The organism is Streptomyces orinoci (assembly GCF_003121295.1).
In the GTDB taxonomy this organism is placed as follows: domain Bacteria; phylum Actinomycetota; class Actinomycetes; order Streptomycetales; family Streptomycetaceae; genus Streptomyces; species Streptomyces orinoci.
Window position 1 is genome coordinate 24,486 of record NZ_PHNC01000008.1, and the last position, 11,851, is coordinate 36,336.

Genomic DNA, 11,851 nt, shown 5'->3' on the forward strand with positions numbered 1-11,851 from the left:
GTGAGGTCTTGTTGTGAGAGTCTGCTCTTTGGAAGAGGTGCGGATAATTCACTTACACAACATCGGAGTTGACGGTATGGCTTCCCGGCCGAAGGACCCGAACGCACTCATCGACGAAGATGACCGAGACCGGGCCGCACAGTTACTGAAGAACGCGTATGCGAAGGGACAGCTCACGCACCAGCAGCTGGACCAGTGCCTGGAACAGGTACTGAGCTCCCAAACGCGGGGCCAGCTCGATGTGGCCGTGGCCGGGCTTCCGGTACAGAACCCGGATGACCGGTTCACGATCGCCACGGTGAGCGGAGTGATCTTCCGGCGCGGTCGCTGGCGGGTGCCCGAGGAACTCACGGTCGCCTCGCCGCTCGCCAGGGTGTACGTGGACCTGTCCCGGGCGATCATCGAGCATCCGGTCGTAGACCTCGAGGTCCTGGTCGGCGTGGGAAGCGTCCGGATCATCGTGCCGCGGCGCTCGGTCGTGGACCTCAAGGACATGGAGACCGGATGGAAGGGCCTGTCCTACAAGCCCGGAAGGTTCTCCGGTTCCGGTGGGCCGCGGATCCGGATCCATGGGACCGTCGGCATGCGGAAATTGACGGTCCGTCACGCGTTGCTCCGCTGATCCGCCTCATGGGTTCCTAGCCGAAGGGTTGGAGTAACGTGCACATCATCGGCAACGGCTTTCTCGCCCGGTGTCTGTCGGAAGCCTTCACGGAGCGGTTGCCCGAAGTCGCCGCGATCGCAGCCGGCGTCTCCAGCCATGCGACCGTCGCACCCGAGGAGTTCGTCCGGGAGGCCCGGCTGGTGCATGAGGTGCTGCGCGAGTGCAGGGACCGGCGTCGGACGGTGCTGTTCTTCTCCTCGGCCTCCTTCGCCGTGTACGGGTCCACCGGCGCCCTGTGTGCCGAAGAAGACCATCTGGTGGCTCCGCCTTCGGGCTACGGCAGAAACAAGTTGGCGCTCGAGTCGGTGATCCGCGAGTCGGGAGTCCCCTACCTGATCCTGCGGCTGAGTCATGTGGTGGGCCGGCACCAACGAGCCCACCAGCTGCTGCCCGGACTGATGCGGCAGGTACGGGCTGGTGCCGTGCGAGTGCAGAAGGGCGCTCACCGGGACCTGCTGGACGTGGACGACCTTGTCGATGCCATCGGGCGACTGTTCGACCAAGGCGTGCGGGACGAGGTTCTGAACATGGCGTCCGGGGCGCCGCAGCATGTCGAGGCGATCTTGGACGGCATCGAGAAGCGGCTGGGCACGAGCGCGGTCCGGACGTGCATTCCTGGCGACACGGCGGTCACCCGCATCTCGATCCGCCGGCTCCGGGGTTACGTTCCGGACTTCCGCCCCGGGCTGTGGAGCGCGCAGAGCTATCTGGACGACCTCCTGGACACCTATGTGCCCTACTACGCGCAGCGGCCGATTGGGGACGGATGACTCCGCGCCAACGACGAGAGTGAGGCGAGGGACGGATCCGCGGATCCGTCCCTCGCCTCACTCTCGTCGTTGGCGCGATGCCGGTCCGTCAGGATGTGGCGGTGCGCCGGTACTTCCGCACGGCCAAGGTGCGAAATACGACGATGATGACGATCGAATAGATCAGCGACGCCCCGATCGGGTGCTGCATCGGCCATGCGTCCCGTGCACCGGTACCCGGATTGCCGAACAATGTGCGGGCGGCCTGCACGGTGGCGCTGAACGGATTCCATTCGGCCATGTACCGCACGGGGGTCGACATCCGAGTGGGGTCCACGAAGGCGTTGGAGATGAACGACGCCGGCAGGAGCCACAGCATGGGAGCCGACGACGCCGTCTCCGGGGAGCGTGCGGCCAGTCCGGTCAGTGCGCCGACCCAGGTGAAGGCGTAGCCCAGCAGGAACATCAGCGCGAAGCCGGCCAGCATTTTGGGAATGCCCTCGTGGAAGCGCCAGCCGACGGCCGCTCCGACGCAGCCCAGCACCACCAGGGTGAGAGCGAGCGCCACCGCGTCGGACAGGGTGCGGCCGGTGAGCACCGCGCCGCGTGCCATCGGCAGCGAGCGGAACCGGTCTACGAGTCCCTTGCGCATGTCGTCGGCGATGCCCGCGGCGGTCGCGATGACGGAGAAGATGACGGTCTGGGCCATGATGCCGACCACGTTGAACTCACGGAAGCCCGCACGGTCCGTGGTGCCGCCGATGTTGACCGAGCCGGCGAACACGAAGGTGAACATCACGATGAAGATCGTCGGCTGGATCAGCAAGAACAAGATCATGCCCGGCGCACGCTTGACCCTGATCAGTCCGCTCTTGGCGATGATGAACGAGTCGCGGACGGATTGGCCGATGGCGCCCGCCATGGGCGGCCGGACGGCGGGCGGCGGGGACAGGACGGTCACTTGACGGACTCCTTCACTCGAACGTCCTCAGTTGCCTCGTCGGTCTCGGCGGAGCGACCGGTGAGGGCGATGAATACGTCGTCCAGGGTCGGACGGCGCAGGGCGATGTCGTCGAAGGGGACGCCCAGTTCGTCCAGCCTGCGGATGATGCCGCCCAGCGAGCGGGCACCGTCCGAGACCGGGACGATCAGTTTGCGGGCCTGCTCCTCGATGGACACGTCGCCCTGGCCCTCCGAGGCCATCACCAGGCCGGCGCCGGTGAGGTCCTCCCCCTCGGGGAGGACCAGCTCGACCCGCTCGTTCCCGACGCGCGCCTTGAGTTCGTCACTCGTGCCGTAGGCGAGCACACGGCCGTGGTCGATAACGCAGATCGAGTCGGCGAGCTGGTCGGCCTCTTCCAGGTACTGCGTGGTCAGCAGCAGCGTCGTACCGTCGGCGACCATCGCGCGGATGACGTCCCACAGCACCCGGCGGCTCGTGGGGTCCAGGCCCGAGGTCGGCTCGTCGAGGACCATCACCGCCGGCTTCATGAGCATGGCCGCCGCGAGGTCGAGACGGCGCCGCATGCCGCCGGAGTAGGTCTTGGCGGTCCGGTCGGCGGCGTCGGTGAGGTCGAACAGCGACAGCAGCTCCTCGGCGCGGGCGACCGCGTCGCGCTTCCTCAACTGATAGAGCCGGCCGATCAGTTGCAGATTCTCCCGCCCCGTGAGGAACTCGTCGACCGCGGCGAACTGCCCCGCCATGCCGAGCGAGCGGCGCACTGTGTCCGGGTCCTTGACGACATCCGCTCCGAGCACGGTCGCGTGCCCGGCGTCAGGCGTGAGCAGGGTGGTCAGGATCCGTACGGTGGTGCTTTTGCCGGCACCGTTGGGGCCGAGCAGCCCGAGCACGGTTCCCTGGGGGACGTCCAGGTCGACACCGTCCACCGCCCGTACGTCGCCGAAGTGTTTCACCAGGCCCTCGGCATGGATGGCTTCCGGCATAGAGCACTCCTGTGGTCAAAGGGTTGGGGACATGTGTGGGCACTCGGCGGCACAGGGCGGACAGATACCTGCGGTCGGACCCTACGCACGGACTGTGGCACGCGATATAACGTGTGTCAATCATCGAGATATGTCTTGAATTTGCCGAAGCTCTCCGGGTGTCCGACGGTCGGCGCGCGCGCCGGAGGGGTGGTATGTATGTCGGTGCCCGATTCGCCTTTGCGGTTGCTCAGCGAGGTCGGCACCTGGCGAGGCTGCGAGCGAGCAGAGAGGCGACGGTTCCCGCCAGGAGGCCGGCGAGCGGTACGGCGACTTTCACCCAGGGGGCCCGGAGGGGCCTGTAGGCGGCGGTGCCGTCCTTGATCTCGATGTACCCGCGGGGAAGGGCGCCGACTCCGCCCGCCGCCTTCGCCGGTGCGGGCCAAGCCGATCCGGCGACCGGAATGACGGTGATTCCGTCACTGGTGACGGGTTCGCCGAAGACGGCCGACACTTGCGGGACAGGCTGGTCCGGTGTCTCTGAGCTGGTCATCGGATACCTCCGCCCGCTCAGGCGAGGGGGTGTCGCGCCAGGCGTCGCGAGACGAAGGCGGACAGGTCCCGCAGAATGCTCCGGGCCACGTCCTGCACCTGGTCCTCGATGTAGAAATGGCCGCCCTCGAAGACCTGGACGGTGAATTCAGCCTTCGTGTGCTCGGCCCAGCGGAGGAAGCCGTCGTGAGGCACATGCGGATCGTGGTCGCCCACGTAGCCGCTGATGGGGCACTCAACCGAGCTTCCCTCCGGGTGGCGATACGTCTCCAGCGCCGTGAAGTCGGCCCGCAGGGCGGGGGCGATGGTGGCCAGGAGCTCCTTGTCCGCCAGCACGGCCGGCGGCGTGCCGGCGAGGTCCGACATCCATGTCATGAGCTCCTCGTCGTTCATCAGATGGACACCCTGGTCCCGCTGGACCGACGGTGCCATGTTGCCCGAGACTACGAGCCCGGCCGGACCGGGCCCCGGGCCCCGCTCCAGTCGCCGTGCGACCTCGTAGGCCACGACGGACCCCATGCTGTGCCCGAACAACGTCAATGGGCGGCCTGTCCAGGGCGCGAGAGCCGCGACGACCCCGTCCGCCAGCTCTCCCAGATCCTTCAGCGCGGGCTCGTCCAGGCGGTCCTGCCGTCCGGGGTACTGCACGATCAGCGCCTCGGCTCCCTCGGAGAGGGCGGCCGACAGGGCGAAGTACGCCGATGCGGAACCTCCGGCGTGCGGGAAGCAGACGAGGGTCGGGGCATCGCCCCTCGGGTGGTGGTACTGGCGTATCCAACCGCCGCGGGAGGCGGCGCCTCGGCTGCGCGTGTTCGTCACTCCATGCTCCTTCTCCGGTCGATGGATGCGGGCCAGTGCGCAGTTCTCAACATCACGTGATCGGGCCCCACTTGGCCTTCCGGCACCAGAGGGTCGGCTCCAGCGCGTCGATCAGGGGAATGAGCCAGCCGTCCAGCAGCCTGCGGACGGTGACACGTCCGGCACCCGGCACTCGCGAAGACGCTCGCGAAGCTCTTCGGGGCTTTCGGTGGTGCTGGGGTACTTGCTCGCGAAGCAGCTTACGCAGGATCAGCCAGGGCGGCTGCAAGTTCCGTGTGCTGATGTGCGCGGCTGCGGTGGTGGCGGGAGCGAGCCAAGAGCAGCGACGAACTCGCCGAGTGGGGCTCACGCGCCTCATCCACGCGGCTGGTGACCCCCGGCATCCGCCGTCATCCGCTGCAGCGTGATGGCCGGCGACGGCAGGGCACTCCAGGGCACACCTGGTCAAGGCGAACATTGCCCGGCTGGTCGAGACCAAGAAGGCGCACTCCATCGCCGTGATCAAGACCAACCGGACCACCGCCCACCACCGGCTCGCCGCCCTGCCCCGGCGGGACATTCCCGTCCAGCACACTGCCTCAAGCACCGAAACGGCCGCCGGGAGTCCCGCTCGATCAAGACCTGCGCCGTCGGCGACCACCCCGGCGGCATCGCTATTGTCCACGCGAAGCCCGCCATCCGGGTCCACCGCCGTCACAAGGAAACCGGCCGACGCGAGACCCGCGAAAGCGTCTACGAGCCCTGAGGGTCAGCCCGGAGTGGATCACGGATGTGCCGCACATGAGGCGCTGTCCTGGCGACTGGACAGCCATAGGGGGCCCCGGTATGCGGCCGCATGGGCTTCACTCGCCGACCGGGAATCCTGGTGGACGTTCCACCTCGATTCGTCAATGCGTTTCGGTCGCTGATCGGTCCGACGGTTTACCCGTCATATCCTCTGGTTGAGGGCGGGTCGTCGCGGGACACTGCGGCTGCGCCGGGTCCCACGGGCCCGGAGACTGCGGGGCGTCGAGGAACTGGATCTGCCGTCGGCCGGTCTTCTGCTCGAAGAGGGTCGGCTTCTTCAGCTGCCGCTGGGAGGGGCGGAGCCGGCGGACGATCAGCCGCATCCCTTCCGGCCGGCCGTTCAGGGTGTTCGCATCGCTCAACTCGGCGACATGGTAACGCGCTTGGAGTGCGCCGCCCTGTGTCGGTGAGGTCTCCCATGCGCTCTTGGGAAGCTGAGCGATCGCGGCCTCGTCCTCGTCGGTTCGCGCAACAGCCGGCCGGCGGATGGAACCCGAACGTGCCCTTGAAGGTGCCCGCAGCGGCCCTTCAAGCGCCGTCCGGCAACGGTGAGGTGGGGAATGCCGCCCGGCCTCAGGCGCAGCAGCGTCCACACATGGCGACGTAGCCGCCGTCCCGCCGGCCGCTCGCCAGGCCCCGCGTGAGCCCGACCCGGCCCGCGAGCTTCCGCAGCAGCACCGCTCCCGCGTGCCCCACCATGGCGCTTCGGTGCGACGGCCGGCGTCAGGACAGGTGGTACAAGTCATGCTGGTGGGGCTCCTGTTGCGCCCGCCCGGGCCGACCGATCAAGCGGGAACGTCTCGCTTGGCGATGTCAGACGAGCCCTTGCCCGGTACACATCACATGGGCTCTACTTGTCCAGGTCACAAAGGCGTCGCGCCAGGCTGGAGCCACTTTGATTAGGTCGTTCCAGCGCGGCCTGACTCGCACGTGACGTGCAAACGTTCTTAGGGGGAAGGACATGGCACTACCGCGATCCGATACACGAACCGCATTACGCCGCCAGAATGATGTAGAGGAAGTCGTGGGGCAGCAGCGGGGGCCCGCCGACAGTCCGCATCGCAGCCAGGTACTCACGACGAATGTCGGCCTTCAGATCCCCGCCGGACTGACCTTCGAGAACTGGGAGAACACCGGAAGAAAGCTTTCGGGAATCATAAATTCCTCTTCCTGGTGGCTCGGTGACTGGCTGATATACGGGAAGGACCACTATAGCGATCGTTACGAGCGGGGAATTCGCGCTGTGGGTCTTCGGTATCAGACACTGCGCAACTACGCCTGGGTGTCCCGTCGTTTCGCCATAGACCGCCGTCGGGCCTCTCTCAGCTTTCAGCACCATGCCGAGGTGGCCTCGCTGTCGATAGCGGAGCAGGAGCACTGGCTCGACCAGTGCGAGGCACACGAGTGGAGCACCAAGCAATTACGCAAGGCCGTACGTCTTGCACAGGAGAACGAAATCGCGGGCGAGGACCAGGACACCGAACCGACTCAGCGGCTCGCCGTTCCGATCGGCCGCATGCGGCGGTGGCACAGTGCCGCATCGCACGCGGGGATCGATCTCGAGGAGTGGGTGCTCGTCACGCTGGACAGCGCGGCCGAGGAGATCCTGGCGAGGTAGGCGCCGCACCGACGGGGCCCGTGGTCATCGAGGATGTCTACGCGGGCAGACCGCCGCGAGGCCTTGTGACCGCCGCCCCGTCCTTCCCGCTCGTACTCTCACGCATTCTGCCGACGCTTGATCGGTTCCCACCAGTCCCGGTTGTCGCGGTACCAGGCGAAGGTCTCGGCCAGCCCGGACTCGAAGTCGTGGCGCGGGCTGTAGCCCAGTTCGGTGCGCAGCCTGGTGCAGTCGATCGAGTAGCGCCTGTCGTGGCCCTTGCGGTCCGGGACATGGCGCACCCGTGTCCAGTCCGCGCCGCAGGCGGTGAGCAGCCGTTCGGTCAGTTCACGGTTGCTCAGTTCGATGCCGCCGCTGATGTTGTAGACACGGCCCGCGACGCCGCCGGCCCGGACCAGCTCGATGGCCGCGCAGTGGTCCTCGACGTGCAGCCAGTCGCGCCGGTTCAGGCCGTCGCCGTATAGCGGTACGTCACCGCCGTCGAGCAGACTCGTGAGGAACAGCGGGATGATCTTCTCGGGGAACTGCCGCGGCCCGTAGTTGTTGCTGCACCGGGTGACCCGCACGTCCAGGCCGTGAGTGCGGTGGTACGACAGGGCCAGCAGGTCCGAGGCCGCTTTGGAGGCGGCGTAGGGCGAATTGGGGTCGAGGGGGTCCTGCTCGGTGCGCGCGCCGCTCTCCACCGAGCCGTAGACCTCGTCCGTGGACACGTGCACGAAGCGGTCGACGTCGTATCGCAGCGCGGCGTCCAGCAGGGTCTGGGTGCCCGTGACATTGGTGCGGACGAAGGCATCGGCGGAGGCGATCGAGCGGTCCACGTGCGACTCGGCGGCGAAGTGCACCACCTGGTCGGCCTGACCCATCAGCTTGTCGACGAGGGGGGCGTCGCAGATATCGCCCCGGACGAACGTCAGCCGGTGATCGCCGAGGTCGAGATTGTCCAGGCTGCCGGCGTACGTCAGGCTGTCCAGCACCGTGATCCGGAACCCCCCGGAGTCCTGCGCCGCGCCGGGCGCGAGCAGCATCCGTACATAAGCGGAGCCGATGAAACCGGCAGCGCCGGTGACCAGGAGATTCACAGCGCCTCCGAAGGAAGCGGGGGCAGCATGCCCGCACGGCAGAGGCGGGCGCGCTCCATGACGTACTCGCCGTAGGGCGAGTTGCACATGCTCGCCCCCAGCGCTTGGCAGTCGTCCGGGTCGATGTACCCCATGTGCATGGCGATCTCCTCGATGCAGCCCAGCCGGGTGCCCTGCCGGCGCTGCGTGTCCCTTACAAATGTGCCTGCTTCGAGCAGGGATTCATGGGTGCCGGTGTCCAGCCAGGTGACGCCCCTGCCCAGCCACACCAACTCGGCGGTGCCCCTCTTCAGATAGACGCGCAGCAAGTCTGTGATTTCCAGCTCGCCCCGGGGGGATGGCTCCAGGTCTCTGGCGATGTCCGTGACCTGGGCGTCGAAAAAGTAGATCCCCGGGATGGCGAGGTTCGAGCGCGGCCGCTGCGGCTTCTCCTCGATGGAGACGAGTTCGCCCCGCGAGTCGATCTCGGCGACGCCGAACCGCTCAGGGTCGGCGACCTCGTGGCCGAACAGCACGCAGCCACCCATCTTCAGCGCGGTGCGCCGCAGCAGGGTGGGCAGGTTGGCGCCGTGGAAGAGGTTGTCCCCGAGGATCAGCGCGCACTGCTCGCCGCGGATGTGGTCCTCCCCCACGAGGAAGGCGTCAGCGATGCCGCGCGGCTCGTCCTGTGTGGCGTAGTCGATGGACAGCCCCAGCTGCCGACCGTCGCCCAGCAGGGCTTGGAAGGCGGGGAGGTCGGTCGCACGCGTGATGATGAGGATGTCCTGGATGCCCGCCAGCATGAGCACGGAGAGCGGGTAGTAGATCATCGGCTTGTCGTAGACCGGCGCGAGCTGTTTGGAACCCGCGAAGGTGAGGGGCTGCAGGCGGGTGCCGTTGCCGCCCGCGAGAATGATGCCTTTCATTCGCTCTTCAAGCCCCCTCGTGATCGGTGTGCTCGCATCTTCGGGGGACCGTCCTAAGCCGACCTAGTGCGCATCTTGGAAGGGCTGACGCCATGAGGAGCGCGGTGGGCACCGGGAGTCGGGCGGCGGGGCCCGCGTAGGGGATCTGGAGCGTGCCGCCCGGATCCGGGACACCAAGCGCGGGCCAAGACCGGCCCAAGGTGGCCGGGTGAGGGTCTCCCGTGTCCGGCTGGGTGCGGAGTTCCTGAAGGGGCTGATCGGCTTGAGAATCCTGTTCACCTGTATTCCTTGGCGGACCCACTTCCAGGCCCTGGTGCCGCTGGCCTGGGCCTTGCAGGCGGCGGGGCACGAGGTCCGCGTCGCGAGCGGCCCGGAGCTGACGGACGCCGTCACCGCCTCAGGTCTGCCGGCGGTACCCGTCGGCTCCGACGAGCCGGTCGTGGAGAAACTTGACGCGCTTCTGGTTCCGGAGGTGATGGCGAAGGTCCAGGAACTCGCGGAGCGGGGCGATCTTCTGACCGACCTGTCGGAGAACCGCGAGGAGGAGCTCACCTGGGAGCGCCTGCGGTGGGGCTACCAGATGACGCAGCGGACCCAGGCGGCCATGAACGATGCGATGGTCGAGGAGCTGGTGGAGTACTGCCGTTGGTGGCAGCCGGACCTGGTGCTCTGGGACTGGCTGAGCCACGCGGGCGCCATCGCGGCCACGGCGGTCGGAGCGCCGCACGGGCGCATGCTGCTCGAACTCGACGTGGTGGGCCGGATGCGGCGGCATTACCTGCGGGTGCGGGCGGAGCAGGCGCCCGAGAAGCGAGAGGACCCGTTGGGGGACTGGTTGGGGGAGTGGGCGGAGAAGTTCGGTGCCGAGTTCTCCGAGGAGATGGTGACCGGGCAGTTCGCGGTCGAGCAGATGGTCGGTTCGATGCGGCTGGAGTCGCCGTTGCCGCATCTTCCGTTGCGGTATATCCCCTACAACGGGCCGTCGGTCGTGCCTCACTGGGCCCGGCGCGACCCGGCCAGGCGGCGCGTGCTCGCCACCTTCGGACTCAGTCTGGAGCAGGCGGAGAGGCATCAGGCCATTTCCATGGAGCAGATGCAGGGGATGCTGGATGCGCTGGCCGATCTGGACATCGAGCTGGTGGTGACGCTGCCCGAGCGGTTCCAGCGGGAACTGGAGCGGGTGCCGGACAACACCAGGATGGTGGAGTTCGTTCCGCTGCACGCCATCGTCCCGTCGTGCTCGGCCGTGATCCACCACGGCGGCGTGCCCGGGTTCCTGGAGGCGATCGCCCATGGGGTGCCACAGCTGGCACTCGGCAGCGCCTGTCCCGACATGGGGGAGCGTGGTCCGCGGCTGGTGCGGTCCGGGGCCGGCCTGTGGATCCGGGGGGACGCCCCGGAGGACCTGGACGGGGAGCGGGTACGGGAGCGGCTGGTGCGGCTGCTGGAGGAGCCGTCGTTCCGGGAGGCCGCCGGGCGGCTCGGCGAGGAACTGGCGGCGCAGCCGTCGCCCGCCGAGGTCGTCCGGGACCTGGAGCGGATCGTGGACCGCTCCGGCTCGCGCTGAGTGCGTCCCGTAAACGGTCTTCGCTGGGTTGGTGACGCGGGTGCCCGTCGGACATGCCGGCAGCTCAGCCCGTGAGGGCGACGTTGTGCCGGCGTGCGATGCCGGGCATCGCGTGGCGGTGCGGCATTGCCGGGCCGGTGCCGGGGTGGGCGCCGGCCACGATGGCGAAGAGCGGCGCGAGCCGGCGCAGCGTCAAGTTGGTGCGCCGGCACGCCGCGACCGGCGTCCGGGACGGCTCCGACACCGTGAGCACACCAGCCGTAGCAGGAATTACCTCGCCCACGACCAGGTGCTACGGGGCATCCCTTGGCCGGCACGGCCGTCCGGAGGCGGTCAGCGGCCGTTGTCCATCAGGATCGAACGCTGGATGTCCTTCAGCGCCGGCCCGGGTTCGACGCCCAGCTGTTCCCGCAGAGTCCGCCAGGCCTGGTGGTAAGCCAGCAGGGCGTCGCCCCGGCAGTCGCTTCGATGGAGCGCCAGCATGAGTTGCCGGTGGAACACCTCCCGCAGCGGGTGCTCGGTACTGAGGAGGTAGAGGTCGCTGACGAGCTCACGGTGGTGCCCGAGGGCCATGTGCGCCTCCATCTGGCCCTCCCGGCACTCCAGTTGGATCTCGTCGAACCAGGCCTGGAACCCCCGCAGGATCGGGCCGCGTGCCGCGGTGGGCAGCGGTCCCCGGCACAGCGCGAGCGCCTCCTCGAAACTGCGGACCGCGCCCTCGTGCTCACCGTTCCTGAGCTGGACCCGGCCTTCCTTCACCAGGCGGGTGAGGTCGTGGAGGTCGAATTCGCCCGGGCCCAGCGTCAGCATGTATCCGGAGGGACTGGTGACAACGGGGCTCGCCGTCGATCCGGGCTCGCGCAGAAGTTTGCGGACCTGGGAGACATACACGTACAGGCTCCCTATCGCGCTGCGCGGCGGTTCGTCGCCCCAGATCTCGGTGATGAGCTGGTCGACGCTGACCACCTGACCGGAGCGGATGGCGAGAGTCGCCAGCAGAATCTCTACCTTCTGCGCCCCTATAGCCTTGATGGTATTTCCGTTAGCGACACGGACCGGTCCTAAGATCTCAAGCCGCATGCTGTGAACTCCTATTTCTTGAAACGGTGAAAGGAGTATAAAGATTGGTGGAAGGCGGTGCGGCAGAATGCGCTGGGGATGTGCCTGAACATACCTCACATCCCCGGGC

General features: G+C 67.8%; 13 protein-coding genes. 4 read left to right on the forward strand and 9 right to left on the reverse strand.

The window, feature by feature from the left end; translation table 11 throughout:
* Nucleotides 1-76 precede the first annotated feature (76 nt).
* Both CV755_RS05630 and CV755_RS05635 read left to right on the forward strand, forming a co-directional pair.
* Nucleotides 77-622: a DUF1707 SHOCT-like domain-containing protein gene (locus CV755_RS05630; protein WP_109279048.1), complete on the forward strand. Its 546-nt coding sequence runs from the start codon at nucleotides 77-79 to the stop codon at nucleotides 620-622.
* 38 nt (nucleotides 623-660) lie between these two features.
* Nucleotides 661-1,434 (forward strand): NAD-dependent epimerase/dehydratase family protein, encoded by a 774-nt coding sequence (locus CV755_RS05635; protein WP_109279049.1) that lies wholly within the window; start codon nucleotides 661-663, stop codon nucleotides 1,432-1,434.
* 88 nt (nucleotides 1,435-1,522) lie between these two features.
* On the opposite strand, the gene CV755_RS05640 is transcribed toward CV755_RS05635, so the two are convergent.
* The 5 genes from CV755_RS05640 to CV755_RS05665 all read right to left on the reverse strand — a co-directional run bounded on the left by CV755_RS05640 (nucleotide 1,523) and on the right by CV755_RS05665 (nucleotide 5,855).
* The gene (locus CV755_RS05640) at nucleotides 1,523-2,335 is read right to left on the reverse strand and encodes an ABC transporter permease (protein ID WP_109279244.1); all 813 of its coding nucleotides are present in this window, start codon (nucleotides 2,333-2,335) and stop codon (nucleotides 1,523-1,525) included.
* A gap of 35 nt (nucleotides 2,336-2,370) precedes the next feature.
* Nucleotides 2,371-3,357, reverse strand: coding sequence for an ATP-binding cassette domain-containing protein (locus CV755_RS05645; protein WP_109279050.1), 987 nt, complete (start codon nucleotides 3,355-3,357; stop codon nucleotides 2,371-2,373).
* A gap of 116 nt (nucleotides 3,358-3,473) precedes the next feature.
* Complete coding sequence (locus tag CV755_RS36630) at nucleotides 3,474-3,602, reverse strand: hypothetical protein (RefSeq protein ID WP_277751782.1); 129 nt, start codon at nucleotides 3,600-3,602, stop codon at nucleotides 3,474-3,476.
* A gap of 304 nt (nucleotides 3,603-3,906) precedes the next feature.
* On the reverse strand, nucleotides 3,907-4,707 hold the full coding sequence (locus CV755_RS05655; RefSeq protein ID WP_109279052.1) for a thioesterase II family protein: 801 nt from the start codon (nucleotides 4,705-4,707) through the stop codon (nucleotides 3,907-3,909).
* An 887-nt stretch (nucleotides 4,708-5,594) separates the two neighbouring features.
* A complete protein-coding gene (locus tag CV755_RS05665; RefSeq protein WP_153068582.1) occupies nucleotides 5,595-5,855 on the reverse strand; it encodes a hypothetical protein in 261 nt (86 codons plus the stop codon).
* Between the two features lie 599 nt (nucleotides 5,856-6,454).
* Between CV755_RS05665 and CV755_RS05670 the strand changes: the two genes are divergently transcribed.
* Complete coding sequence (locus CV755_RS05670) at nucleotides 6,455-7,111, forward strand: LmbU family transcriptional regulator (protein ID WP_193553357.1); 657 nt, start codon at nucleotides 6,455-6,457, stop codon at nucleotides 7,109-7,111.
* Nucleotides 7,112-7,209: 98 nt separating this feature from the next.
* Here CV755_RS05670 and rfbB read toward each other — a convergent pair whose 3' ends face one another.
* Both rfbB and rfbA read right to left on the reverse strand, forming a co-directional pair.
* Entirely contained in the window at nucleotides 7,210-8,190 is a 981-nt protein-coding gene (gene rfbB, locus CV755_RS05675) for a dTDP-glucose 4,6-dehydratase (protein ID WP_109279055.1), read from the reverse strand.
* Nucleotides 8,187-9,095 (reverse strand): glucose-1-phosphate thymidylyltransferase RfbA, encoded by a 909-nt coding sequence (rfbA, locus tag CV755_RS05680; protein ID WP_109279056.1) that lies wholly within the window; start codon nucleotides 9,093-9,095, stop codon nucleotides 8,187-8,189. Before rfbA ends, rfbB begins: the two co-directional genes overlap by 4 nt.
* A 208-nt stretch (nucleotides 9,096-9,303) precedes the next feature.
* Here rfbA and CV755_RS05685 point away from each other — a divergent pair, with 208 nt between their 5' ends.
* Complete coding sequence (locus CV755_RS05685; protein WP_161968596.1) at nucleotides 9,304-10,662, forward strand: activator-dependent family glycosyltransferase; 1,359 nt, start codon at nucleotides 9,304-9,306, stop codon at nucleotides 10,660-10,662.
* 64 nt (nucleotides 10,663-10,726) lie between these two features.
* Here CV755_RS05685 and CV755_RS05690 read toward each other — a convergent pair whose 3' ends face one another.
* The gene (locus tag CV755_RS05690) at nucleotides 10,727-10,945 is read right to left on the reverse strand and encodes a hypothetical protein (protein WP_153068583.1); all 219 of its coding nucleotides are present in this window, start codon (nucleotides 10,943-10,945) and stop codon (nucleotides 10,727-10,729) included.
* A 50-nt stretch (nucleotides 10,946-10,995) separates the two neighbouring features.
* Nucleotides 10,996-11,742: an AfsR/SARP family transcriptional regulator gene (locus CV755_RS05695; protein ID WP_109279059.1), complete on the reverse strand. Its 747-nt coding sequence runs from the start codon at nucleotides 11,740-11,742 to the stop codon at nucleotides 10,996-10,998.
* Nucleotides 11,743-11,851: the final 109 nt, after the last annotated feature.

Excerpts from the sequence above, each read along its gene's own strand:
- rfbA (WP_109279056.1), bottom strand. The coding sequence starts at position 9,095 with ATGAAAGGCATCATTCTCGCGGGCGGCAACGGCACCCGCCTGCAGCCC.
- CV755_RS05695 (WP_109279059.1), bottom strand. The coding sequence starts at position 11,742 with ATGCGGCTTGAGATCTTAGGACCGGTCCGTGTCGCTAACGGAAATACC.
- CV755_RS05640 (WP_109279244.1), bottom strand. The coding sequence starts at position 2,335 with ATGGCGGGCGCCATCGGCCAATCCGTCCGCGACTCGTTCATCATCGCC.
- CV755_RS05630 (WP_109279048.1), top strand. The coding sequence starts at position 77 with ATGGCTTCCCGGCCGAAGGACCCGAACGCACTCATCGACGAAGATGAC.
- CV755_RS05645 (WP_109279050.1), bottom strand. The coding sequence starts at position 3,357 with ATGCCGGAAGCCATCCATGCCGAGGGCCTGGTGAAACACTTCGGCGAC.
- CV755_RS05670 (WP_193553357.1), top strand. The coding sequence starts at position 6,455 with ATGGCACTACCGCGATCCGATACACGAACCGCATTACGCCGCCAGAAT.